23 protein-coding genes and 2 tRNA genes are annotated in these 24191 nt (G+C 66.5%); 8 read left to right on the top strand and 17 right to left on the bottom strand.

What is annotated here, in order from left to right; translation table 11 throughout:
* Positions 1–4: 4 nt before the first annotated feature.
* The 4 genes from AC6CHP_RS14710 to AC6CHP_RS14695 all read right to left on the bottom strand — a co-directional run bounded on the left by AC6CHP_RS14710 (position 5) and on the right by AC6CHP_RS14695 (position 3808).
* Positions 5–1201, bottom strand: coding sequence for a glycosyltransferase (locus AC6CHP_RS14710; RefSeq protein ID WP_427115275.1), 1197 nt, complete (start codon positions 1199–1201; stop codon positions 5–7).
* 131 nt (positions 1202–1332) lie between these two features.
* Positions 1333–2241 (bottom strand): DMT family transporter, encoded by a 909-nt coding sequence (locus AC6CHP_RS14705; protein WP_188732169.1) that lies wholly within the window; start codon positions 2239–2241, stop codon positions 1333–1335.
* Positions 2241–2864, bottom strand: a complete 624-nt coding sequence (locus tag AC6CHP_RS14700) for a CDP-alcohol phosphatidyltransferase family protein (RefSeq protein ID WP_498230671.1) — start codon at positions 2862–2864, stop codon at positions 2241–2243. The genes AC6CHP_RS14705 and AC6CHP_RS14700 overlap by 1 nt, the downstream gene beginning before the upstream one ends.
* A gap of 92 nt (positions 2865–2956) precedes the next feature.
* On the bottom strand, positions 2957–3808 hold the full coding sequence (locus AC6CHP_RS14695) for a phage holin family protein (protein ID WP_498230669.1): 852 nt from the start codon (positions 3806–3808) through the stop codon (positions 2957–2959).
* A 177-nt stretch (positions 3809–3985) separates the two neighbouring features.
* On the opposite strand from AC6CHP_RS14695, the gene AC6CHP_RS14690 reads away from it, so the two are divergent.
* The 3 genes from AC6CHP_RS14690 to AC6CHP_RS14680 all read left to right on the top strand — a co-directional run bounded on the left by AC6CHP_RS14690 (position 3986) and on the right by AC6CHP_RS14680 (position 5898).
* Positions 3986–5209: a multidrug effflux MFS transporter gene (locus AC6CHP_RS14690; RefSeq protein ID WP_188732172.1), complete on the top strand. Its 1224-nt coding sequence runs from the start codon at positions 3986–3988 to the stop codon at positions 5207–5209.
* A gap of 4 nt (positions 5210–5213) precedes the next feature.
* Positions 5214–5405, top strand: a complete 192-nt coding sequence (locus AC6CHP_RS14685; RefSeq protein WP_104185248.1) for a hypothetical protein — start codon at positions 5214–5216, stop codon at positions 5403–5405.
* Positions 5406–5490: 85 nt separating this feature from the next.
* Positions 5491–5898, top strand: coding sequence for a hypothetical protein (locus AC6CHP_RS14680; protein WP_377195701.1), 408 nt, complete (start codon positions 5491–5493; stop codon positions 5896–5898).
* 52 nt (positions 5899–5950) lie between these two features.
* On the opposite strand, the gene AC6CHP_RS14675 is transcribed toward AC6CHP_RS14680, so the two are convergent.
* The 6 genes from AC6CHP_RS14675 to AC6CHP_RS14650 all read right to left on the bottom strand — a co-directional run bounded on the left by AC6CHP_RS14675 (position 5951) and on the right by AC6CHP_RS14650 (position 12219).
* A tRNA-Asn gene (locus AC6CHP_RS14675) sits at positions 5951–6023 on the bottom strand.
* A 124-nt stretch (positions 6024–6147) separates the two neighbouring features.
* Positions 6148–6220 (bottom strand) — tRNA-Asn (locus tag AC6CHP_RS14670).
* Positions 6221–6309: 89 nt separating this feature from the next.
* A complete protein-coding gene (gene dnaG, locus AC6CHP_RS14665) occupies positions 6310–8238 on the bottom strand; it encodes a DNA primase (protein ID WP_498230666.1) in 1929 nt (642 codons plus the stop codon).
* 52 nt (positions 8239–8290) lie between these two features.
* On the bottom strand, positions 8291–9580 hold the full coding sequence (locus AC6CHP_RS14660; RefSeq protein ID WP_104185250.1) for a deoxyguanosinetriphosphate triphosphohydrolase: 1290 nt from the start codon (positions 9578–9580) through the stop codon (positions 8291–8293).
* Positions 9573–10751 (bottom strand): tRNA dihydrouridine synthase DusB, encoded by a 1179-nt coding sequence (dusB, locus tag AC6CHP_RS14655; protein ID WP_498230664.1) that lies wholly within the window; start codon positions 10749–10751, stop codon positions 9573–9575. Before dusB ends, AC6CHP_RS14660 begins: the two co-directional genes overlap by 8 nt.
* A 61-nt stretch (positions 10752–10812) precedes the next feature.
* Positions 10813–12219 (bottom strand): YibE/F family protein, encoded by a 1407-nt coding sequence (locus tag AC6CHP_RS14650; protein ID WP_498230662.1) that lies wholly within the window; start codon positions 12217–12219, stop codon positions 10813–10815.
* 142 nt (positions 12220–12361) lie between these two features.
* Here AC6CHP_RS14650 and AC6CHP_RS14645 point away from each other — a divergent pair, with 142 nt between their 5' ends.
* Positions 12362–13117, top strand: coding sequence for an alpha/beta hydrolase (locus tag AC6CHP_RS14645; RefSeq protein WP_498230660.1), 756 nt, complete (start codon positions 12362–12364; stop codon positions 13115–13117).
* A gap of 106 nt (positions 13118–13223) precedes the next feature.
* On the opposite strand, the gene AC6CHP_RS14640 is transcribed toward AC6CHP_RS14645, so the two are convergent.
* The 3 genes from AC6CHP_RS14640 to AC6CHP_RS14630 form a co-directional block, all read right to left on the bottom strand.
* Positions 13224–14258 carry a GNAT family N-acetyltransferase gene (locus tag AC6CHP_RS14640; protein WP_498230658.1) on the bottom strand — a complete coding sequence of 345 codons (1035 nt, stop codon included), beginning with the start codon at positions 14256–14258 and terminating at the stop codon, positions 13224–13226.
* Positions 14259–14260: 2 nt separating this feature from the next.
* Complete coding sequence (locus tag AC6CHP_RS14635) at positions 14261–15646, bottom strand: glycine--tRNA ligase (protein ID WP_104185255.1); 1386 nt, start codon at positions 15644–15646, stop codon at positions 14261–14263.
* A gap of 175 nt (positions 15647–15821) precedes the next feature.
* Positions 15822–16829, bottom strand: a complete 1008-nt coding sequence (locus tag AC6CHP_RS14630) for a DMT family transporter (RefSeq protein ID WP_427115281.1) — start codon at positions 16827–16829, stop codon at positions 15822–15824.
* A gap of 33 nt (positions 16830–16862) precedes the next feature.
* On the opposite strand from AC6CHP_RS14630, the gene AC6CHP_RS14625 reads away from it, so the two are divergent.
* Positions 16863–17090, top strand: coding sequence for an RNA-binding S4 domain-containing protein (locus AC6CHP_RS14625; RefSeq protein WP_104185257.1), 228 nt, complete (start codon positions 16863–16865; stop codon positions 17088–17090).
* An 87-nt stretch (positions 17091–17177) separates the two neighbouring features.
* Here AC6CHP_RS14625 and AC6CHP_RS14620 read toward each other — a convergent pair whose 3' ends face one another.
* Entirely contained in the window at positions 17178–17828 is a 651-nt protein-coding gene (locus AC6CHP_RS14620; RefSeq protein WP_104185258.1) for an alpha/beta hydrolase, read from the bottom strand.
* A 78-nt stretch (positions 17829–17906) separates the two neighbouring features.
* Between AC6CHP_RS14620 and AC6CHP_RS14615 the strand changes: the two genes are divergently transcribed.
* Positions 17907–18776 carry an SGNH/GDSL hydrolase family protein gene (locus AC6CHP_RS14615; protein ID WP_377090147.1) on the top strand — a complete coding sequence of 290 codons (870 nt, stop codon included), beginning with the start codon at positions 17907–17909 and terminating at the stop codon, positions 18774–18776.
* Positions 18777–18834: 58 nt separating this feature from the next.
* Positions 18835–19389 carry an SHOCT domain-containing protein gene (locus tag AC6CHP_RS14610; protein WP_427115282.1) on the top strand — a complete coding sequence of 185 codons (555 nt, stop codon included), beginning with the start codon at positions 18835–18837 and terminating at the stop codon, positions 19387–19389.
* 39 nt (positions 19390–19428) lie between these two features.
* Here the strand turns inward: AC6CHP_RS14610 and AC6CHP_RS14605 are convergent, their stop codons facing one another.
* Together AC6CHP_RS14605 and mmsB are read right to left on the bottom strand one after the other, a co-directional pair.
* A complete protein-coding gene (locus AC6CHP_RS14605; protein WP_498230655.1) occupies positions 19429–20913 on the bottom strand; it encodes a CoA-acylating methylmalonate-semialdehyde dehydrogenase in 1485 nt (494 codons plus the stop codon).
* 61 nt (positions 20914–20974) lie between these two features.
* Positions 20975–21877: a 3-hydroxyisobutyrate dehydrogenase gene (mmsB, locus tag AC6CHP_RS14600; protein ID WP_427115284.1), complete on the bottom strand. Its 903-nt coding sequence runs from the start codon at positions 21875–21877 to the stop codon at positions 20975–20977.
* A 134-nt stretch (positions 21878–22011) separates the two neighbouring features.
* On the opposite strand from mmsB, the gene AC6CHP_RS14595 reads away from it, so the two are divergent.
* Positions 22012–22911, top strand: a complete 900-nt coding sequence (locus AC6CHP_RS14595) for a LysR family transcriptional regulator (protein ID WP_427115285.1) — start codon at positions 22012–22014, stop codon at positions 22909–22911.
* Positions 22912–22963: 52 nt separating this feature from the next.
* On the opposite strand, the gene AC6CHP_RS14590 is transcribed toward AC6CHP_RS14595, so the two are convergent.
* Positions 22964–24082 carry a zinc-binding dehydrogenase gene (locus AC6CHP_RS14590; RefSeq protein ID WP_427115286.1) on the bottom strand — a complete coding sequence of 373 codons (1119 nt, stop codon included), beginning with the start codon at positions 24080–24082 and terminating at the stop codon, positions 22964–22966.
* Positions 24083–24191 lie beyond the last annotated feature (109 nt).

The following is a 24191-nucleotide window of genomic DNA, read 5'->3' as shown; positions in this document are numbered from 1 at the left end:
GCGTTCAGACCACCTTGTCCTCGAAGCGCGCTCCGCGGTACAGGTCCTCGAAGGTCTGCAGCGTGCCATCGATGCTGTGGGGTTCCACCATCTGCCGGCTGGCCTGTCCCATGGCGGCCCGCTGGTCGGCAGGGAGCTCCAGGACCATGGTGATCTTCTTGGCGAGGTCGTCGCTGTCGTTCGGCGTGAACAGGTAGCCGTTTTCGCCGTCGCGCACCAGGTGCGGCAGGGCCATGGCGTCCGCCAGCACAACAGGAGTGGAGGCAGACATCGCCTCGAGCGTGACCAGGGACTGCAGCTCCGCCGTTCCCGGCATGCAGAACAGGTCGGCCTGGATGTAGGCCCGGCGCAGTTCCTCGTCACTGGCGAGGCCCAGGAACTTTACCCGGTCCGTCATGCGCAGCCGGCGGACCAGCTCCTCCAGGGAGGAGCGCACCTCGCCGCCGCCAACAATTTCCAGGTGGACGTTGAGTTCCGGCGGAGTCTTGCTGACGGCTTCGATGAGCACATCCACGTGCTTCTCCTCGGCCAGCCGCCCGGCAAACATCACGGTTGGGTGCGGGTGGGGTTCGATCTGCTCGCCGGGTTGGAGCTCGTAGGCGGCGGAGTCAATGCCGTTGGACAGCGGCAGCACCTTGCGCAGGAAGGCGTGCTGGTGCATGGCCTTGGCGGCAAGCGGGGTGGGCGTGGTGACCACGTCCGCCTTGCCCATGACCTTGCCCATGTCCTTCCAGGAGATCCGGCCGATAATGTCCTTGAACCACTGGGGAAACGGCAGGAACGGGTTGAGGTTCTCCGGCATGAAGTGGTTGGTGGCCACGATCCGGACGCCGCGTTTCACGGCCTCGTACAGGACGTGCTCGCCGATCATGTAGTGGCTCTGGATGTGCACCACGTCGGGTTTCACGCGGTCGAAGAGGAGGCTGATCTCCTTCTTGATTTCCCACGGAAGGCAAATCCGGAAGTACTCGTGCGTGGGGACGCCGTGGGAGCGGAGCCTGTGGACTGTCCCTTCGGGCCGAAACTCCGTGAAGCTCTTTCCGTTGTCCGCGCGGCAGGCCAGCACATGGACGTTGTGCCCGCGGCCGGTCATTCCCTTGGCCAGGCGGTAGCCGAACTGTGCTGCTCCGTTGATGTGGGGCGGGTATGTGTCTGCAGCGATCAGGATGGTCAAGGGACGCTGGTCTGCGGGCGTGGTCACGTGGAGAGCTCCTGATGGTCACGGTGCGTTCAGCATGTACTGGCAGCACAGTTGGCCGCTGGCGCGGTGGCGCCTGGCCTCGTGGTGAAACTTGCTTGCGTAGATAACGGGCGGGATCTGGTGGTCAATGGCTAGCGGCTCGCCCGGCCCACGGCCTTCCGCGCGTCCTTCTTGCGCTTCGTGACCTCAGGATGGTGCCTGGAAAGGGCGATCACCCCAACGATAGCAAGGGAGGCAGCGGTTCCCATGGCAATGGCCATCACGGCGTGGACATCCGGCCGCAGTTCGCCGAGGATCACAATGCCGATGGCTATTCCCACCAGGGGATCAATGACGGTCAGTCCTGCGATCACCAGGTCCGGCGGACCCGACGAGTAGGCGCTCTGGACAAACCAGGACCCCAGCCCGCCCGCGGCGATGAGGGCCACCACGGAGTACCACTGCACGTTCAGCAGGAACAGCCCGTTCGGATCGAGCAGGTGCTTGCCGATGATCCGGGTCAGGACGGCCACGAACCCGAAGAGGACCCCGGCGCCGAGGATATAGACGAAGGCGTTGATCCGGTGCCTGAACATCACGGCCAGGGTGCCGAAGAGACCGACGGCGAGGGCCAGCAGCAGCACGATGGTGATCTCGTCAGCGACGTTTACGTCGTGGTTTTCCTGCGTGACGTTGACCGCCAGGAGGACGAAGAGCGCAGAGCCCGTCACGCAGGCCGCGATGGCCACCACCGTTGCCCGGTTGATGGTGAGGTTCTGGTCCTTGGCATTGATGACGGTGGTGATCACCAGGGCGATCGCGCCAATGGGCTGCACCACAGTGAGCGGTGCGGACACGAGTGCCACGGCGTTCATGGCCATGCCGGCACACAGGAGCAGGAGGCCAAACACCCAGCGGGGATTTCGCAGCAGGCGCAGGAAGCCGTTCGAGCTCAGGGCCAGGCCGCCAGTGTCGGCTTTGACGGCGCTCCCCTGGCGCTGCGCACCAAGGGCCAGGCAGAACGCGCCAACCAGCGCAAGCCCGACTGCCAGCCATACCATCAGGCGGTCCCGTCGCCGTGCTGTGCCTGCATTCTGCCCTTTCGCAGGATGGCCCAGAAGTAGTTGTAGGCGGCGATCCAGTGGCCGATCAACCCCAGGCCCAGGACTATCCACGCGGCGACGAACAATTCGGTGGAGAACCCGGTGTCCAGGCGTGAGAGGACCAGCATGGGGGTCCCCAGCAGCAGCAGGCCTGTGCGCACCTTGCCAACCACGCTCACGGGAAGGTCAGGGTGTCCACGGAAGAAAAACAGCGTCATGGTCAGCAGGACAGCGTCCGGAACCACCAGGGCGGCCAGGTAGAGCCAATGGACGACGCCGGCAATCACCAGCGTGACAGCGACCGCGATCAGCGCCAGCCGGTCGGCGATCGGGTCCAGGACCCTGCCAAGTTTCGAGGCTTGGTCAAAGCGGCGGGCGATGTACCCGTCAACCCAGTCGGTGCTGGCCATAACGGCGAGGACCACAACGGCGGCACCGTATTCCTTCTCGGCCAGGACAAGCCAGATGAAGAGCGGCACCCCCATGAAGCGCACCACGGTCAGCAGGTTGGGGATGGTGAACACGAGGTCGTGGTCCACCTGGGGGCGTCCGGGACGGGAGCCGGCACCAATGAACTTCACCCCGTCCCCCCTTCCTTCCTGCCGCCCCCTGCGAGCGCAATTACCGTTCCCTGAACTTCCGCGGCTGCCGAAGAGCCTGCCCTATCCCTGTGCTAGTACGTCCGGAGGAGCTTGCGCACCAGGACCAGGAAGACGGTTCCCGCGGCGATAAACGCTGCCAGCGGCTTCCAGCGTTGCTCCAGGTCCGCGGATCCGGACAACGCTGCGAATTTCCGGTCGGCAATATCCCTGCCGTGGCCGGCCAGGGCCTGGCCTTCGCGCAGTTTGTCCTGGGCGGTTGCCAGCAGGTACCTGCCCTGGGGCTTGACATCCAGTTCGGTGCCGAGTTCGTCGCGCACTTCGGTGAGGTGGTGGCGGCGCTGGCTGAGCCTGCGCACCAGCTCCGGTTCGGAGGCGTGCGGGAATTCCTTCTCGTGTTCAGCGGCCTTGGCTGCCTTCTCGGCCTTGGCCTTGGCAGCCGCTTCATCCTTTGCGGCCTTCGCCGCCTTGGCTTCGGGACTCTGCGGGTCAAGGACAGCCGGGTTGAACGCGGAGCCTTCTTTGACCACACCGATATCGTGCTTGATGCCGCGGATGGTCTCTTCCGGCATGAGCGGCATGGCCTTCTTGAACTTCCGGGCCCCGATCAGGCCGCCGATCAGCGCTATCAGCAGGAAGGCCGCGGACACCAGCAGGGCGGCCAGCCAGGCGGGCATGATGGTTGCCAGTCCCATGATGGCTGCCACAATGAGGCCCACCACCAGGAAAAGGAGGAAAACGAGGGCGACGGCGAAAAAGGCAGCGGCGACTCCGACCTGTATTCCCTTGCGCTTAAGCTCAATCTTCGCGAAGGCGATTTCGTCATTGAGCTGGCGCGGCGCCAACCGGAAAAGGAGTTTAAGCGTCCTGGGCAGCGCAGTGATGCGCAATCCCTGGCTGGTACGCCCGCTGTGACGTCCGCTCATCGGTTCCGCCTTACTGGTTATGGGTCGAATCGGCTTCCGTGTGCTGCAGGAAAGTGCAGCTGCACAGTCCCCGCACCAAAACTATCATTCAGGTTCAGGGCGAACTTCGGGGCTTGCCGGGCGGCGTGGACTACAACGCTGCAAAATTAGGCAGCGCCGGGCCTAGGATTGATCTCCGTGACCACTCCCAGCAATCCGGGCGACCTGTTGAGCCGCCGCCGGAAACTTTTGTACATCCTGCTGCTCGGCGCCCTGACGGCGTTGGGTCCGTTCACGATCGATCTTTACCTTCCCGCGTTCCCGGCCCTGGAGGCGAGCCTGGGCGTGACCGAGGCCCAGGTCCAGCTGACCCTCGCCGGCACCACCGTTGGATTCGCCATCGGCCAGCTGGTGGTGGGCCCGTTCAGCGACAGGTTCGGCCGCCGCACCCCGCTTATCCTGGCGACGGCGGTCCACATTGCAGCCTCCGTGGGCGCCGCCCTGTCCACTGACATCACCACCCTGGGCATTTTCCGCGTGCTGATGGGCGTGGGGGCTGCCGGCGGCGGCGTTGTGGCCATGGCTATGGTCCGGGACCTGTTTTCCGGATACGCCATGGTGAAGATGTTTTCCCGCATGGCGCTGGTGAACGGGCTGGCACCCATCCTGGCGCCCGTGATCGGTTCACAGCTGCTCCTGGTGATGGAATGGCCCGGGATCTTCGTGTTCCTTGCCGCCTACGGGACGCTGGTGATCATCTCCGCCCTGTTCCTGGTCCGCGAAACCCTGCCGCCTGAAAAGCGCCGACAGAGCGGCATGACGGCCCGCCAGCGCTACCGGGTCCTTTTCAGCGACAGGGTGTTTGTCGGTTTGCTGCTGGTGGCCGGGCTGAACTTTGGCGGGCTCTTCACGTACCTGTCGGCCTCCCCTTTCCTGTTCCAGGACGTTTTCGGCTTCTCCCCGCAGGAGTACGGCCTGCTGTTCGGCATCAACTCCCTGGGTATTGTTGCCGGCATCCAAACCAGCGCCCGCCTCATCCGCCGGGTTCCGCCGCAGTGGATCATCGCTGCCGCCACTGCCTGGATGTTCGTGATGGCCACGCTGATCGTCGTGTTCGACCAGCTGGGCTTCGGCTTGTGGGGCGTGCTGGTTCCCCTGTGGTTCTACATCCTGGGAACGGGGTTCATGTTCCCCTGCGTGCAGGTGCTCGCCCTGGCCGGCCACGCGGGACAGGCCGGTACTGCAGCCTCCCTGCTCGGGTTCTCGACGTTCATGATGGCGGGGCTCATCTCACCGGTGGTCGGCTGGCTGGGCATCACCAGCGCCGCCCCCATGGGTGCGGTGCAGGGAGCATGCATCCTGCTGGCCATCGCAGCCCTGTGGCTGGTGGTCCGGCCACGTACCGTTCCGTCGATCCACTGACGCCGTGCAGAACACACCAAAGCGCAGGCCGCACCGGAACCGCCGGGGACTTTTCCTCGGAGCGGTGATTGGCGCCGTCGCGGGCTACTTCGCCGGCCGGGCCCTGGGCAACCCTGCCATGGGCATTGTCCTGGGCATGGTTGCAGGGTCGGCACTGCTGTACCGCGTCAACCCGGGGCCCTGGAACCGACCCTGAAGCCGTACCGCAGGGGCGGAAGCAAAGCGCGTGGCGGGCGTGGAGTACCTGCCACCCGCAGGGCGCCCGCGATAAAATAGTGCTTGTGCCCACCTGGCAGGACCAACCGCCGCTTCCGGCCACATGGCAACGGTGCGATCACCGGATACTGCCACTGTGGTGGGAACGGCTGCGTGCCCAGGCGGGCGAACAGTCAGCAGCGCTGTATGCGGCGGGACTGTTTACTGAGGACCGGCGGCGGCCCATCGCGCAGTGGTACAACCCCGCTTTCAATGCCGCGCTGCTGGTAGCCCCTGAGGCCTCCCCCGAATGGCCTGTGCAGCGCTTCGGTATTTTCTACGCGCCGCCGGACACCGGAGTGGTGCGAATCCATTCGGCTCCCCACGAGTGGAACCCCCGCCAGCCCCGGACGTCGCCCACCGAAAAAGAGGCGTTCCTGGCAGCCATCGCGGAGGCGGAGCGCTTCCTGCAGGTGGAGATGGACTTCGTCTAACAAACAAAAATCCCCGTGCCTCACAAAGGAGGAACGGGGATTTTCCGTGTTGCTCCTCCTGCTGGACTTGAACCAGCAACCCTTCGATTAACAGTCGAATGCTCTGCCAATTGAGCTAAGGAGGAATGAAGCAGGTATGACATTAGCAAAGGTTTCCGGCCAAAGTGAAATCGGCGCTAATCCGGGGTGGAACGGGCAGTTGCGGGCATAAAAAATCCCCGTTCCGGAGGCCGGAACGGGGATTGTGCGCTCCTCCTGCTGGACTTGAACCAGCAACCCTTCGATTAACAGTCGAATGCTCTGCCAATTGAGCTAAGGAGGAATGAAGCGGGTATTAGCCTAGCAAAGACCCCGGCTGGAAGCGAAATCGGGAAACGGCGTCATAGGGTCCGGCGCTGCCGCGGGAACGGCTCAGGCGTCAGACCTGAGCGCCCGGCGTTCCATCTCCAGCATCATCAGTTCACGGTTGAGCCGCTGGTACATTTCCGGATCAGCCGCGGGGTCCAGCCGCTGGAGCTGGCCCATCTTGTCCGCCTTGACCCGGGTAATTTGAAGCTCGAACAGCCGCGAGAGGATGTCCCGGCAGTACTTCTGCACTGCTTCTTCGGTGCTGGCGGGCAACGGAACAACAGCAAGCTCGGATACCAGGGGCCGCAATGGTTCCGGAACCTCGTGCATCACATGCTCAACCCACCGGACGGGGTCGGCAGTGAGGGCGGGATCCGTGGCCCGCATGGCGTCGTGGACGGCCTGGAAGGCGGGGGTGGCGAAGCGGGCGGCGGAAAAGCGTTCCCAGACCCCACCCGCCAGGAGCGACGGCTCCTGCAGGGCAACCTCGAGCGCCTGCCGCTCCATGGAGGCCACGGGATCCCGGGGGTCGGGCCGGTGGTAGGACGGCACAGCTCCCGACGGCGGCCCTGCAGCTACGCCGGGTCCGCCGGGTGGGGCTCCGGGGGCGGAGGCCCGTGGAGCGGCGGCGGGAGCCCCTCCCTGGTCACCGCGCTTGCCGGCATTTTTGACTTCCGTGGTGACCAGCCGCAGCACCTCGTTCGGGTCCGGCATGCCCAGCCAGCCCGTGAGGGCCTGGCAGTAACCGGTCCGGGTGGAGGCGTCGCGGATGGCGGCAACCACGGGCACCGAGGCTTTCAGGCCCTGGACGCGCCCCTCCACGGTGTCCAGGTTGAACTGCTTCAGGGTGGTCCGGATGGCGAACTCAAACAGGGGCCGGCGGGACTGCACCAGCGCGTGCACGGCTTCGTCTCCGCTGCTTTGCCGCAGGTCGCAGGGATCCGCACCGGTGGGCTCCACGGCGACGTAGGTCTGGGCAGTAAAGCGCTGGTCCTCCTCGAAGGCGCGCAGCGCCGCCTTCTGCCCGGCGGCGTCGCCGTCGAAGGTGAAGATGACCTCTCCCCCGGTGCCGTCGTCGGACAGCAGGCGGCGGGCGATCTTGATGTGGTCGGTGCCGAACGCGGTGCCGCAGGTGGCAACCGCCGTCGTGATTCCTGCAAGGTGGCAGGCCATCACGTCCGTATAGCCCTCCACCACCACAAGCTGCCGCTCCTTGGCGATGCTGCGCTTGGCGAGGTCGATGCCGTACAGCACCTGTGACTTCTTGTAGAGCGCGGTCTCGGGGGTGTTGAGGTACTTGGGGCCCTGGTCGTCCTCATAGAGCTTGCGGGCGCCGAAACCGATGGTGTCCCCGGCGATGTCGCGAATGGGCCAGATCAGGCGCCCGCGGAAGCGGTCGTAGATCCCCCGGTTGCCTTCGGAGAACATCCCCGTGAGTTTCAGTTCCGCATCCGTGAAGCCCCGGCCGCGGAGGTGCTTGAGCAGCGCGTCCCAGCCCTGTGGGGCGTAGCCCACACCGAACTGCTCCGCGGCCGCCCGGTCGAACCCGCGGCCATGCAGGAAGGTGCGGGCCTCCGCGGCGCCGGGCGTCAGCAGCTGCGCCTGGAAAAACTCGTCGGCGATTTTGTGGGCGTCCAGCAGCCGCTGCCGGCGCCCCACTTCCTCGCGGTTGGGGCCGGTTCCGCCGTCCTCGTACCGCAGCTCGTAGCCGATCCGGGCTGCCAGCTTCTCCACGGCCTCCTGGAAGGAGCTGTGGTCCTGCTTCTGCACGAAGGCGATGACGTCTCCGTCCTCGCCGCAGCCAAAGCAGTGGTAGCGGCCCACCTGCGGCCGGACGGTGAAGGAGGGGGAACGTTCGTCGTGGAAGGGGCACAGGCCTTTGAAAGTCCCCAGCCCGGCGCCCTTGAGCGTGACGTACCCGTCAACCACTTCCTTGATGTCCGTGCGCTGGCGTACTTCGTCTATATCTTCGCGTTTGATCAGGCCTGGCACAGAGCCATCCTAGTGCCGGGGCCGGACATCGGACGCGCCGGAGTAACCAGGGTCACCACAGGGACGGCAGGCTCCCTACCAGCCGTTCGTACATGGCCAGCGCCGAGCCGTCGGTCAGCGACGCCACCTGGTCGATCACCACGCGAAGGCGCGCACCGTCGTCGGGCGCGTCCCGCCAGTCCGCCGCGAACATCGGTTCCAGGTGGCGGTCCCCGGTGGCGCTCAGCGCGGTGACCAGGGCGTGAAGCACCTCCCGCTGGCGCTCGTAGATGGGCTGGCGGTGCTCGGTGGTCATCACGAACGTGGTGGCCAGGCCCTTCATGACGGCGATCTCCATGACGGTCTCGTCCGGAACCATGAGCTCGGCGTTGAACCGCGTCAGGTTCTCCGGGCCGTACACGGCGCGGGTGGTTTCCAGCGCGCTCTGGCAGAACCTGCCGATCAGCTGGCTGGTCATGTTTTTCAGGGCCGCCATGGATTTGCGGCTGCCGTCGGCCTCGCGCACCCACACGTCCGTGGCTTCGAGCCGGGCCAGCGCGGCGTCAATGGCGGCGGGATCGTTGTGCGGCAGGTACCACTGCTTGGCGTACCCCACCACCCGGGCGCGGTGGTCCGGGTTGTCCATCCAGCGCAGCTGGAAGTGCCCGGCCACGATCGCGTCCTCGACGTCGTGCACGGAATACGAAATATCGTCCGCGAGGTCCATCACCTGGGCCTCCAGGCAGGAGCGGCGCTCCGGAGCGCCCTCCCGGATCCAGTTGAAGATCGGCAGGTCGTCCTCATAGGCGCCGAACTTGCTGGTCCGCTGGCCGTGGATCACCGGGGCTTCCAGTGCGGACCACGGGTATTTGGCTGCCGCATCCAGGCTGGCCCTGGTGAGGTTAAGGCCTGCGGGCTGGCCGTCCGGCGTCAGCACCTTGGGCTCGAGCCGGGTCAGGAGCCGCAGGGTCTGGGCGTTGCCCTCGAAACCTCCGATGGCGTGCGCCACCTCGTTGAGCGCCGATTCACCGTTGTGGCCGAACGGCGGGTGTCCAAGGTCGTGGCTGAGGCAGGCGGTGTCCACAACGTCGGGATCGCAGCCGAGGGAACGGCCCAGCTCGCGGCCCACCTGGGCAACCTCGAGGCTGTGGGTCAGGCGGGTGCGGACGAAATCATCCGTGTCCGGTGCCACCACCTGGGTTTTGGCACCCAGCCGGCGGAGCGCCGAGGAATGCAGCACACGGGCACGGTCACGTTCGAAGTCCGAGCGGTAGACGTTCTTGGGCGGCTCCTCCACCCAGCGCGCGGAGTCGTGGGTGTCGTAGCCCGGCAGGACGGGGGCTGCAGTGCGCGTTTCAGCCACCGGAAACGTCCAGTTCCGCCGCGGAGATGTCCCGCGACTGGTCGGCATTGAGGGCCCGGGACTCCAGCCAGTCCTTCGGGAGGGCCGGCCTCTTGGGTGAGCCGGCGCGGCCGCGGGGGCCTTCGGCGTCGTTGCCCGGGTAGGGCGAAGCGGCGTCCAGCTCGTCCAGGGCGGCGCGCAGTTCCCCAAGGCTGCTCACCAAAGCCATCCGCGTGCGGAGTTCGCCTCCCACCACGTAGCCCTTGAAATACCAGGCGATGTGCTTGCGGATCTCCCGCAGCGCCTTGTTCTCGTCGCCGAAAGTCTCCACCATCAGTTCGGCGTGACGGTACACGCCCTGGGCCACCTGGCCCAGATTCGGCTTGTGCCGGGTGTCGCTGCCTTCGAAGGCAGCCTGCAGGTCACCGAACAGCCAGGGCCGGCCTTGGCAGCCGCGGCCCACCACCACGCCGTCAACGCCGGTTTCACGGACCATGCGGACCGCGTCTTCCGCGGACCAGATGTCCCCGTTGCCCAGCACCGGGATGTCCGGCAGGGCCTCGCGCAGGCGCGCGATGGCGGACCAGTCGGCCTGACCGGAGTAGAACTGGGCGGCAGTCCGGCCGTGAAGGGCGACGGCGGCCACTCCGGAGTCGCGGGCGATGCGGCCGGCGTCGAGGTACGTGAGGTGGTCATCGTCGATGCCTTTGCGCATCTTGATGGTCAGCGGGACGTTGCCCTTCGACGCTTCCCTGACGGCCGTCTGCACGATCGAGGTGAAAAGGTCGATCTTCCAGGGCAGGGCCGAGCCGCCGCCCCGGCGGGTGACTTTGGGGACCGGGCAACCGAAGTTCAGGTCGATGTGGTCCGCGCGGTCCTCTTCCACGAGCATCCGCACGGCGCTGCCCACGGTCACCGGGTCCACGCCGTACAGCTGGACGGACCGCACCTTTTCGTCGTCGTCGTGGGAAATGATCCGCAGGGACTCCGGGGTCCGCTCCACCAGGGCACGGGAGGTGACCATCTCCGCCACGTACATGCCGCCGCCGTATTCACGGCAGAGCCTGCGGAAGGCGGAGTTGGTGATGCCGGCCATGGGCGCCAGGATCACCGGCGTGTCCACGGTGATGGGACCCAGCTTCAGGGGCGGGAGTTCCAGCTTGGGGGCGGGAGGGGTTGCTGCAACAGTCACCTGTCCATTGTTGCAAAGCCGGGCAAATCGGGCTGCCGGACGTGCTGGTCAACCAAGGTGGTCAGCCGCGGTCTGCCCGGCGCCCACGCCTGGTGGGCGGTGCGTCCTCCAGCTCAGCGGCGGAAAGCCGCGACCGGCGGGCAAAGGCTGCTGCGGCCAGCGACCCGTTGTCATCCACGCCCGGCTCCCCCTGGCTGCCTGTTTCCGCTGCCTGGGGCTCCTGCGCCTCCGAAACTCCTGCCCGGACGCCGGTGGCCTTGACCACCAGCACAGCGATCAGCGTGGTGACCGGGATGGCCAGGACCAGTCCGATGGAGCCCACGAGGGTCCGGATGACTTCCTCGGACAGTTCCGCGCTGGTGAGCGTGTCAGCGAGCGGGCGGTCGTAAAGCATCACGATGATGAGGATGGGAAGGGCCGCGCCGGCGTAGGCGAACGCGATGGTGTACACGGTGGACGCAATGTGGTCCCGGCCGATCCGCATGGCCGAGGTAAAGAGTTTCCTGGCACTGCTGCCCGGCGCCAGTTCGTACAGTTCCCACACCGCGGAGGATTGGGTGATGGTCACGTCGTTGAGGACACCCAGGCCGGAGATGATGAGCCCGCACAGGATGACGCCGGAGATGGAAATGTTGGCGGAGGTGTTCACCAGGGTGGTTGCCTCGTGGTTCCCCACCCCGGCAAGGTTCGCCGCGCCGGTTGCCCACGCCGCCAGGAGCGCGGTGATGCCCAGCCCGAACATGGTGCCCAGCAGTGCGGTGGAGGTCCGGGCCGAGAAGCCGTGGGCGAAATACAGCACCCCGATCATGATCACCGTGGATCCCACCAGGGCCAGCAGGAGCGGCGGTTTCCCTTCCACCAGCCCGGGAAGCATAAAGCTGGCCAGCACGAAGTAAGCGCCGACAAGCCCGATCAGGGCGCGGAGGCCCCGCCAGCGGGCTACCGCGATCACCACCGCCGCGTACAGCAGCGCCAGCAGGACGATCGGCAGGGTGCGGACGAAGTCAACGAAGATGAAGGCGGGCGAACCTTGGGAGGCGGAAGCGCCCTGGGCGTTGGACAGGTTCAGGTAGCGGATCTGGTCACCGGGCTTCACCCCGTGCGACTTCGCGACGTCCGGGTTGATCACCACCTTGACCGGGCTTCCTCCCTTGTCCGGCTCCGTGTAGGCAAAGGTGCAGTCGGATCCCTGCTGGCTCTGCTGGCCCTGCTGGGTTTGGGCCTGGTCTCCCTCGCCCGGCTCTCCCTGGCCCTGCTGGGCAATGCCCTGCATGCAGTTTTCGGTCACCACGCTTTGGATGGTGCCGGTATCGAAGGTGACACCAGGCGCGGCGGAGTAGGGGTTGGCCAGGGAGATGCCCTCCTTGCTGCCCGAGGGCCAGAGCATCGCCATCCCTGCGAGGGTGAGCAGCGTCAGCGGAATGAGTACTGCCGCGAGGATGCGGTTTGCCTTCCGCCGGGCGGCCATCGCCTGCGGCGTTGGCTCCGAATGACCTGTGGAAGCGTGGGAGTGACCGGACCCCATCAGCTGTAGAACCTCATACAGTGAACTCTACGTCCGGCACCGTAGGGTTGATAAATGGATCATCGGGGACTCGGAGGTACCAGGTATGGCCAACAGCAATACTGAGAAAAACGGCGGCGCGCGCCCTTCCGAAGCACCCGGCGCCGGGCGGCAGGCAGTCCTCAGCGTCCGGAAATCATCAGGTACCACCCGGGGAGTGGCCCTGGTCCTGCACGGGGGCAAATCCCAAAGCCGTGAGCCGGTGGAGGCCAGGCACCTTAGTCCGGCACGGATGGTGCCTTTCGCCTGGCATCTGCACCGGTCCGGGCGGAAGCACGGGCTGGCTGTGTGGTCGCTCCGCAACAGCGTTCGCGGCTGGAATGGCCAGGACATGTCTCCGCTGCAGGACGCCCGCTGGGCACTCGCCCGGATCCGGGAACAGCACCCTGATGTGCCCGTGTTCCTGGTAGGCCATTCCATGGGCGGGCTCACGGCTGTGATCGCCGCGGACCACCCGGGCGTGGAAGCCGTCGTCGCCCTTGCCCCCTGGCTCAACCCTGCAACTCCCACGTCCGGCGTGGCCAACCGCAAGGTGCTCATTGTGCACGGAACCACGGACAGGTGGACCAGCGCCTCGGCGTCCCTGCTGTTCGCCCGGCGTGCCTCTGCCGAGGCCGCCAGCATGCAGTACGTTGCCCTCAGGGGTGCCGGCCACTTCATGCTCCGCAAGGTCGGGGTGTGGCAGACGCTGACTACCGGTTTTGTGATGAAGGCCTTTTCCGAAAGCATTGGGGCGGAGCTTCCCCTGCCTGCGGACTACAGCAGGCTACTGCCGGAATCGGCCGTCCAGGTGACCCTCTAAACCCGTTCCCCCGGATTCGGCCCGTGCTTCCCAACGAGGTAGCGCTAAGTGTCGTTATGAGGCTTCAAAACGACACTTAGCGCTACCTGGTCGGGGTTGGGCGGGGCTAGTCCGAAACCACCAGGGTTTCCGCGCCCGCCAGGCGTGCCTTGCCGTTCTCGAGCAGGGGTTCGACGGCGGCGCGGAGGGCAGTCATGGAATCGTCCAGTTCCAGCATGACCGGGTGCTGGTACGCGATCAGCGAGAGCATGTCGCGCACGGCTTCCGCAGCGTCGTCCGCCGCGAGGGCGGGCTCGTGGCCAACGAAGACGTCCGTGGGCGTTTCCGCCCCGGCATCCTCCTGGCCAGGTGCCGCGTCCGGATTGGCCGGCGCCGCGTAGCTCACGGCGAAGGCCCGGATCCGGCCCTTCTTGCTGGGTGCAACGCCTGCCCCGAAAGCCGACTCAGGCTGGGCCCGCAGCACAATTGCGCCGTGGGCGCCGGTGAGGTCGTCCAGGAAGAGCTTCTGCACCTGGCCCATTGACAGGATCCCGGGGGAATCCCAGTCGTGGATGGAGGTGTAGTACCTGCCCACAACGTCGGTCAGTTCCACGGAGCCCGTGGCCAGGTCCATCACGACGTCGGAGCCTGCGTTCTCGTCGTTGGCCGGCCCCCCGCCGTCGTCCTTGGCCGGGAACACCGGCAGCCGCAGGGCTCCCGGTTCAATGACCACCAAACGGGAACGCTGGATGGGTTCCAGCTCGAAAGCCTCCACGAAGGCGGCACCCGGGGTGCCCGGCTCCACCTTGGCGCGGAGCCTGGTAACGCCCGACGGCGAGTGTTCAGCTTCACGGCGCAGCATCGCCAGGAGCGTGGCACCGATGCCGGCGCGCCGGTGGTCCCGTGCCACCTCGATGTAGGCCCAGAGCCGTTCGGGATGCAGGGAAGCTTCGTAGACGACGCCGGCGGCAACCGGAATCCCGACGCCGTCGATCACGTCCTCGGCCACGATGCAGCGCCGCCACGGCGTGCCGTTGGTCCCGGCTGAGGAAAGTGCCAGCGCGCCACGGAACTGGCGGGCCTGGTGGGTTTCCGGGTCGCCCCAGATTTCCAGCAGCGCCAGGTCGTCGCCTTCCCGCCATTCGCGGTATTCGATGGCCATGGCTAGGCGCCGATCAGGCGTGCGGCCAGGTAGCCTTCCACCTTGTCCAGGGAGACGCGTTCCTGGCTCATGGTGTCCCGCTCGCGGATGGTCACGGCCTGGTCCTCGAGGGTGTCGAAGTCCACGGTGATGCAGAACGGGGTGCCGATTTCGTCCTGGCGGCGGTAGCGGCGTCCGATGGCGCCGGCGTCGTCGAAGTCGATGTTCCAGTTCTTGCGCAGCTGGGCGCCGAGGTCCTTGGCCTTCGGGGACAGGTCCTCGTTGCGGCTCAGCGGCAGGACGGCGGCCTTGACCGGCGCCAGGCGCGGATCCAGCTTCAGGACGGTGCGGACGTCCACGCCGCCCTTGGCGTTGGGAGCCTCGTCCTCGGTGTAGGCGTCCACCAGGAACGCCATGAAGGAGCGGGTCAGGCCTGCGGCGGGCTCGATCACGTACGGGGTGTAGCGCTCGTTGGTGGCCTGGTTGAAGTAGCTCAGGTCCGTGCCGGAGGCCTTGGCGTGGGTGGAGAGGTCAAAGTCGGTGCGGTTGGCGATGCCCTCCAGCTCGCCCCATTCGGAGCCCTGGAAGCCGAAGCGGTACTCGATGTCCGTGGTGCCCTTGGAGTAGTGGCTCAGCTTTTCCTGCGGGTGCTCAAAGAAGCGCAGGTTTTCCTCCCGGATGCCCAGGCCGGTGTACCAGGCCATGCGCTCCTTCATCCAGTACTGGTGCCATTCCTCATCCGTGCCGGGCTCCACGAAGAACTCCATTTCCATCTGCTCAAACTCGCGGGTGCGGAAGATGAAGTTGCCCGGGGTGATCTCGTTGCGGAAGGACTTGCCGATCTGGCCGATGCCGAACGGCGGCTTCTTCCGGGAGGTGGTGAGCACGTTGTTGAAGTTCACGAAGATGCCCTGTGCCGTTTCGGGGCGCAGGTAGTGCAGGCCCTCTTCGCTGGCAACGGGACCCAGGTATGTCTTGAGCAGGCCGGAGAATTCCTGCGGCTCGGTCCATTCGCCGCGGGTGCCGCAGTTGGCGCAGGCGATGTCCTTGAGGCCGTTTTCGGCGGGGCGGCCCTTCTTTTCCTCGTACTCTTCCTCGAGGTGGTCCGCGCGGTAGCGCTTGTGGCAGGAGAGGCACTCCACCAGCGGATCGGAGAAGACCTCAACGTGGCCGGAGGCTTCCCAGACCTGGCGGGGCAGGATGACGGAGGAATCTAGGCCCACCACGTCCTCGCGGCCGCGGACCATGGACTGCCACCACTGGCGCTTGATGTTTTCCTTCAGTTCGGCGCCGAGGGGCCCGTAGTCCCAGGCAGAGCGCGAACCTCCGTAAATCTCACCGGCCTGGAACACGAATCCCCTGCGCTTGGAGAGGGAGATGACCTGGTCGAGTACGGATTTTGCTGCCATGGGGGTAACTCCAATTTCTACAGGGCCGCTGGGTGCGGTCCGCGGTTTCTGGCCCCGGCGAAGCCAGCGGCGGGATACCTCTGGCTGCAGGGCGGGGCGGGTGAAGGAAAGTGCGAAAAAGCTGCGTGTACTAGCCTACCGGCCGCTACCTGCCCGGATGTTACCTGCGCAGGCGTTATCTGCGCAGGGCGCCCCTGGGCCAGGGCAGGGTGGCCAGGATGATGGCGGCGAGGGTAAGGACTGTGCCCAGGACCGTGGCCGGAGCCACGATTGTTCCCGGAGCCGGCAGCACCACGTCGAGGGCGAGCGAGCCCAGCAGTTGCCCGGCGATCATGCCCAGCCCGGTGACCAGCACGCCCAGGCTCCGGACCAGCAGCGCGCCGAGGCCGATGAACACGCATCCCATGGGGCCGCCAAGGTAGTACCACCACTCGGCGGGCAGCGGGTTCCCGGGTCCGGCCACGGAAACCTTGACCGCGTAGGCAGTCCACAGCACAAAGGAACCCGCAACGAAGTTCACCAGCGTGGCGGCGATCGGTGTTCCGTAATGCATGGTGGCGGTCCCGTTCATGGCCTGCTGGAAGCTCATCAGGAACCCCGCCGCCACGGGCAGGAGTAGTGGAACCAGGAGCGCCGCGGGGCCGTCCGGCCCTGCACCGCCGTCGGCTGGCATTCCCGGGGTGCCGCCTGCTGCGGCGAACCGGGGTGACACAGCCCAGGCGACGGCGGCGATGGTCAGGAGGCACCCGATGACCCGGATGGCAGTCACCGACTTCCGGCCGGCCGGTCCAATACCGAGCTTGTCCACCAGCAGGCCGCTGACGGTCTGACCGGTGACAGTTGCCACGGTGAAGAGGGCGACGCCGAGGATGCCAACCGTGAAGGACTGGGCGAAGACGAACAGCGCACCGATGCCGCCGGCCAGAACATAGATACGTGGAAACGCCCTGCTGCGGACCGCGGGCAGGATCCGCGCAAGGCCGGCCCGGCCCCGCGGCAGGAGCAGCGAGATCAGGATCATCACCACCAGCCCTGTGCTGAAGCTCACCACCGCGGCGGCGATGCCGTCATTGAGGCGGGTGCCGAGGGCGCCGTTAATCCGGCCCTGGACTGGAATGGCGAGGCCCGCGCCCACCGCGAGTGGAAGGCCTGCGAGCAGCGGCAGGCGGGGGCTGGAAGTCATTGAATCAACCCTACGTCAGGCATCATTGCTTGTATGAGCAATGTTGAAGAGATCACCATCCGCGACAGCATGATCCGCCTGGGCCAGCTGCTGAAGCTCGCCAACCTGGTGGAGGACGGTGTGGAGGCGGCGGAGCTCATCAAGAACGGTCTCGTCAAGGTCAACGGAGAGATCGACGACCGCCGCGGCCGGCAGCTCCACAATGGCGACACCGTGACGGTGAACGGCCAGACTGTGAAGGTCGCCGCGCCGGAGGCCTGACCGCCACCACAGGGCAGGAAGACAGGCAGGGCAGGCGGGCCTCCGGCGCCGGCGGGCCGCCAAAGCCGCCGCCCGCCGTCGTACGTTCTATTTCTTCAGGACCTCATGCGTGAGGAACTCGCCCACGTGCCCGATCTCCTGCTGGTTGATCCCGTGCCACATGCCTGTGTAGAGCACCTTGGTGAGCTTGACGTGCTTGCGGACCCAGGCCATGGTGAAGTCGATCTTGTCCGGGGTGATCACGGGGTCCTGCTGGTCCCGGCCCCAGAACATGGGCACGGTGCCGTCCAGCTCGCTGTCCCGGAAGCTGGGATCGTCGCCGGCGTCCACCACGAAGCCTGAGAGTCCGACGACGGCGGCGAAGTCGGTGGGCCGCTGCCGCAGCAGGGTGGTGGCCATGGCCATGCCCATCGAGAAGCCGAGCAGGGTTACCGACGGGTGCCCCACCCGGATGGCGTCGATCCACTCGAGCACGTAGGCCGATGCCTCCTTGACGCGGTCCAGCGAGTAGTCGATGGACGCCGTGAGCGGGAACCAGGTGAAGCCCGGGCCCATGGCGATGGGGGCGCGGACGGACGCTACGGCAAAGCCGCCCGGCAGCATGTCGGCCAGGCTCAGCAGGTCCTGTTCGTTCGCGCCGTAGCCGTGCAGGAGCACCAGCAAGGGCTTGCCATCACGCTGGTCCTCCGGATGGGACCACAGGACAACAGGGGCAGGAAATACTTCGGCGTCAGTCATGGTTTCCATTCATACCAGTTACCCACAGGTAACTACCTACGTTGGCGTAGCCAGGGAAGCGAAAGGCAGGATAGGACCGTGAGTGACACAAGCGCCATCGAAACCCCATCCATGACCGCCGGCTCCCACCCTTGGAGCCGGTATGTGGCCATGGGTGACTCCTTTACCGAAGGCATCGGGGACCCCGAACCCTCAAGCCCGGGCGGGTTCCGCGGCTGGGCGGACCGCGTTGCCGAGGAACTGGGCCGGACCCAGCCGGACTTCGCCTATGCCAACCTTGCCGTCCGCGGCCGGCTGCTGCAGCAGATCGTGGATCAGCAGCTCGCCCCGTGCCTTGCGCTGAAGCCTGACCTGGTCACCCTGTCGGCGGGCGGAAACGACCTGCTGCGGCGGGGCGGGGATCCCGATGTCCTCGCCGCAAAGCTCGATTCGGTGGTGCAGATCCTGACGATGGGCGGCGCCACGGTGGTGCTGTTCAACGGCCCGGACACCGGCACGTCCGTACTCGGCAGGATCCGCAGCAAGGTTGCCATCTACAACGAGAACCTGCGGACTGTCGCCGCCCGGCACGACGCCGTCATTGCGGACATGTGGTCGCTCCGCCAGCTCAGCGATCCCCAGATGTGGGACGAGGACCGGCTTCACTTCTCGCCCCTGGGCCACCACACCATTGCCGCCATGGTGCTGGATTCGCTGAACGTGGAGCACACCCTGCAGCCCCTCCAGCCCAAGCCGTTCCCGGCCCGGAGCTGGCGGGAGGCCCGTTCCGGCGACCTGGTGTGGGCCCGCCAGTACTTTGTGCCGTGGGTGCTGCGCCGGCTGCGCAACCAGTCGTCCGGGGACGGCATTACGGCAAAACGGCCGACGCCGGGTCCCGTCTTTGGTCCGGGCGTTCCGCTGGGATCCGGCGAGGGTCCGCTGGGGTCGGCAGCCGGCATCCGGAACTAAGCCCGGTATTAACGCGCCGGGGTTAAGCTGGAGGGACACACACGAGAGGCTTAGCACCGTGAGCAACCTGTTTTTCTGGATCATCATCCTGTCATTCGTGATTCCGATGGCCATGCGGATGTACCGGAAGTCTGTGGCCCGCCGGGACCAGGAGCAAACCTTCTCGGGACGGTACCCGGACCAGTTCCCGGGCTCCGGGCAGTTCCCCGGGCCGGGGGGCTTTGGCTCGAACGGTCCGCAGAGCAAGCAGCCCCGGGACGGCTTCACCCAGCAGGATTACCTCGCGGGCGGCTTCCGCCAGATCGGGCAGCCGGCGCCGCTGCCGCCCAGCCAGCCCCTGCCCCCAATCCAGCCTGTCCCGCCCGCGGACCAGCAGTTTCCGCCGTACGGGCAGCAGCCGTACGGACAGCAGCCGTACGGGCAGCAACCGTACGGTCAGAACCAGCGCGAAGAAGCCCCGCAGCAGCCCGCTGCCCCCGCCACTCCCCCGCCGCCGTCGGCCCCGCAGGGGTTCCGGGCGCGCAAGCTCGCGGAACTGGACCAGCAGTACAGCAACGGGGAACTGTCCGTTGAGGAGTACATGGCCCGCCGCAGCGAGATCATGGACGGCTAGGGCACAACGGGCGTCCGTCCGATCAGTCGACCCGCTGGCTCAATCCACCTGGGGGAAGCCCAAGTCGATGACTGATGTTGCCGGGTCCGGCCAGCGGGTGGTCACTACCTTGCCGCGGGTGTAGAACCGGATACTGTCCGGCCCGTACATGTGGGTGTCACCGAACAGGGAGTTCTTCCAGCCGCCGAAGGAGAAGGTGCCCACCGGCACCGGAATGGGCACATTGACGCCCACCATCCCGGCTTCGACGTCGAACTCGAACTGCCGCGCCGCCCCGCCGTCGCGGGTGAAAATGGCAACCCCGTTGCCGAACTCGTTGTCGTTGACCAGGCGGACGGCGTCACTGTAGCTGTCCACCCGGACCACGGACAGGACGGGGCCGAAAATCTCGTCGTCGTAGACCTTCATGCCGGGCTTGACGTGGTCCACCAGGCTGACGCCGATGAAGAACCCGTTCGAGTCGAACTGCTGGGACCGGCCGTCCACAACCACCGTGGCCCCCTCGCTTTCGGCGCCGGCAACGTAGGAGGCAACCTTCTCGCGGTGTTCCGCGGTGATCAGCGGACCCATCTGCGATGCCGGATCCGTGCCGGGGCCGATCTTCAGGGTGGCCATCCGGCTCTTGATGGCAGCCACGAGGTCATCGGTGATGTTGCCGACGGCGACGAGCACGCTCACCGCCATGCAGCGCTCACCCGCAGAGCCGTAGGCGGCGGAGATGGCGGCGTCGGCTGCCATGTCCAGGTCCGCATCCGGCAGGACAACCATGTGGTTCTTGGCGCCGCCAAGGGCCTGGACCCGTTTGCCGTGGTCTGCTGCACGCTTGTAGATCGATTGTGCGATGGGTGTTGATCCAACGAAGCTGACTGCTTTGACATCCCGGTGCTTGAGCAGGGTGTCCACGGCTTCCTTGTCACCCTGGACCACGTTCAGCACCCCGGCCGGAAGCCCTGCCTCCGCGAAGACCTCCGCGATGAACACGGCAGAGGACGGATCCTTCTCGCTGGGTTTCAAAAGCACAGTGTTGCCGCACGCCAGGGCGCTGCCGATCATCCACAGCGGCACCATGGCCGGAAAGTTGAACGGCGTAATACAGGCCACCACGCCCACGGGCTGCCGGACGGAGTGGACATCCACACCGCTGGACACCTGCTCGGAGCGTTCTCCCTTGAGCATGTGGGACAGGCCGGTGGCGAACTCGATGTTCTCAAGGCCGCGGGAGATCTCCCCTTCGGCATCGGAGAGAACTTTGCCATGCTCGCTGGTCAGGATGGCGGCGAGTTCGGACTTGCGCTCATTAAGGATTTCGCGGACACGGAAAAAGATGTTGGTCCGTTTGGCGAGGCTCGCCGCCCGCCACGCCGGCAGCGCGGCTTTGGCCGCGGCAATGGCTTCCTCCACCCTGGCCGCGGAGGCCAACGCCACCTGCTTTTCCTGCTCGCCGGTGGCGGGATTGAAGACGGGGCCGAAGCGCTCGGCATCGGTGACGCGGCTGCCGTTGATGTAATGCGGAATGGTGTGCACGAAGGTCTCTTTCCAGGGCGTTCAGATGGCTGTGGTGTGGACGGCGGGTTCGCGGAGGCAGCTACTTCGCTGCATCGAGCGAGCCGTCGGCAAGCTTGATGATCATGGAGCAGTCCTTGCCGGCGTCACCGGCATCAATGAGGCGCTGGTACAGCTGCTGCACATGCCTGCCGATTTCGAGCGGCGTTCCTGTGTCCTCAGCGGCGCTGATGGCCAGTCCGATGTCCTTGTTCGCCAGTTCTGCGGTGAACGTGGGTGCGAAGCCGTTGTTGGATGCTGCGGTGGGAACCACACCCGGTACGGGGTACCAGGTGCGCAGGGCCCAGCTGTCTCCGGAGGAAACCGAGGCGATGTCCCAGAAGACTTTCTTGTCCAGGCCCAGCCTGTCCGCCAGCACGGCGCCCTCTGCAGTGGACGCCAGGTTGATCAGGAGCATCAGGTTGTTGCAGATCTTGGCCGCCTGCCCAGTGGTGGGTCCTCCGGTGGGGATGGTGTTCGCGGCCATCGGCTCGATGTAGCGGCTGGCGTCGGCCACAGCGTCCGGTTCGCCGCCCACCATGAACGTCAGCGTTCCTGCCTTGGCGCCGCTCATCCCGCCCGACACCGGGGCGTCGACGAAGCGGAAGCCGGCGGCAGCGGCGGCGTCGTGCAGTTCCTTTGCGGCTGCGATGTCGATGGTGGAGGAATCGATGAGGAGGGTGCGCGTATCGGCGTGCGCCAACACCCCATCTCCGCCCAGGTAGACCGCCTTGGCGTGCTCGCCTTTCGGAAGCATGGTGAACACGGCGTCCGCGCCCGCAACGGCCTCGGCGATGCTCCCCGCGGGCTTGACCCCACCGGCCTCTGCTGCGGCCAGGGCTGCCGGGTTGAGGTCGAACCCCCTCACGTCATGCCCGGCCTTTGCCAGGTTCGCCGACATGGACCCGCCCATGTTCCCCAAACCAATCCAACCGATTACTGCCATGGCATAAGCTCCTTTGCTGTGTCTCCGGCCGGCGGCCGTAAAGTCTGTGTCCACCATCACACCCCGCTATAGTGCAATCAAGGCAAAAAATCACAGATGGCATGTGCACTGATGCACATCCGTGGGAGGCAGGCATGGCGCAGCTACCGAGTCCGGACGACCTGCTGATCCTGCTGACAGTAGCCCGGCTGGGGCGTTTCAACGCCGTCGCCGAAACGCTGGGCACAACGCACACCACCATTTCGCGCCGGATCCTGGCCCTCGACAGGCAGCTGGGCGGCCGCACCCTGGAGCGCAGCCCGCACGGGTGGGAACTGACGGAGCTCGGAGCTTCGGCCGTCGCCGCGGCGGAACGGATCGAGGAAACACTCGGTTCACTGGCCGCTGCCACAAGCCAGGACCGGGACGCCCTGTCCGGCATGGTGCGCATCAGCACCTCGGACGGGTTCGGCGCCGAATTCGTGACTCCTGCGCTGGTCCGCCTGCAGCAGCGGCATCCACTGCTGAACGTGGAGATGTTGAGCGCCACGCGCAGGGTCAGCCAGAACCGCTCCGGAGTGGACCTTGAAGTGGTGGTGGGCCGCACCGACGTGAGCAACGCCCAGGCCATCTTCCTGACCAACTACTTCCTGCGGCTTTACGCCAGCCCCGCCTACGCGGCGGAGCGCGGCCTGCCGGAAACGCCCGACGGCGTGGGGCAGCACGGCTTCGTCTCTTACGTCGAGTCGGCGCTCCAGGTGGCCGAACTGGGGCACCGGTCCTCGCAGCTGCCGATGCCGAAGTCCAGCTTCCAGGCGACGAGCATCTTTGCCCAGGTAGAGGCGGTGCGCCGGGGCGCCGGGATAGGGCTGCTGCCGAACTTCATGGTGGCCCGCAACCCGGAGTTCGTTCCGGTGCTCCCCGATGCGTTCCAGCGCCAGGTCCCCATCTGGGCAGTGGCCCGCCCGGAGTCGCTGCGGTCCGCCCGGGTGCAGGCCGTGATCGGTGCCCTTCAGCACGAGGTGGCGGAGCGCCAGGATCTGCTGGCCGCCTGAGCTGCCGGCAGTTTAGGTGGTGGACGCCGTGGTAGTGGACGCCGGACCGGTTTTACGCCTGGAAGAGCCGCCTCACCACCTGCCCGGCGGCGAGCGCGTCGAGGCCTTCGTTGATCTCCGCCAGGGGCTTGGTGTCCGTGTGCAGCAGCTCAACGGGTAGCCGGCCCTCGCGCCAGTACCCCAGGTAGAGGGGAATGTCCCGGTCCGGTACGGCGTCGCCCATGTAGGAGCCCAGCAGCCGCTTGCCCGCGCCGGCAAACTGCAGCGCAGGCACCGTCAGCTCTGCGGTGGGGTGCGGCAGGCCGACGGAGACCACCGCGCCACCCCTCGTCACATGCCCCAGACAGGACGCAATCACCCGGGCCGAGCCCACGGCCTCGACCGCGATGTCCACACCGTCACCGGCGGCTTCCGCGATCAGGCGGGTGGCGTCCTCCGGGGTCCCCACCGCGGTTGCCCCACACTTCATGGCAAGTCCGTGCTTGGCCTTGTTCGGATCAATGGCAATGACGGCGGAGGCACCGGCGAGCGCGGCAGCCATGACGGCCGAAAGCCCCACCGCGCCGAGCCCGAAGACGGCTACAGACTGGCCTTCCTGGATAGCGGCCGTGTTGAGGACGGCTCCCATTCCGGTGAGCACGGCGCAACCGAACATCGCCGCGACCGTGTCGGGGACGTCGTCGTCGATCACCACCACTGATTCGCGGGCCACCACCGCGTAATCCGCGAAGGCAGAAACCCCCAGGTGGTGGTTGATCCGCTCCCCCGCAGGCGTGCGCAGCAGCGCCTCGCCGTGCAGAAGGTCACCGGAGCCGTTAGCCTCCGCGGCCCGGTGGCAGAGCGCGGGCCGCGCCGCCAGGCAGGCACGGCAGGAACCGCAACTGGGGACGAAAACGAGGACCACGTGGTCCCCCACTGCAACGTCGGTGACGCCCTCACCCACCGCCGCCACCCGCCCTACGGCCTCGTGCCCCAGCGCCATGGGAAGCGGCCGGACGCGGGATCCGTCCACCACCGAAAGGTCAGAGTGGCAGAGGCTGGAGTAGGTGACGGTGACACCCAGCTCGCCGGCGCGGGGTTCGGGACGGCTGAGCTCCTGGACCACCAAGGGCTGCGCTTCGGCGTAGCTGGTGCCAGGAGGAACTGTGGAATAGAGGACTGCTGCTCGCATGGTGTTCCTGACTTTATGTTTGGTGACAGGCAGCTGCCCGGACCTGCGGTGCGTGCAGGTCCGGGCAGCTGCCGTGTCCGTGGTGCTGTGCCGTGGGGACTACTTCCTG

This window comes from Pseudarthrobacter sp. GQ63 (assembly GCF_059758765.1).
The sequence above is the reverse complement of the archived record's forward strand: the minus strand, read 5'-3'. Positions and strand labels throughout refer to the sequence as shown.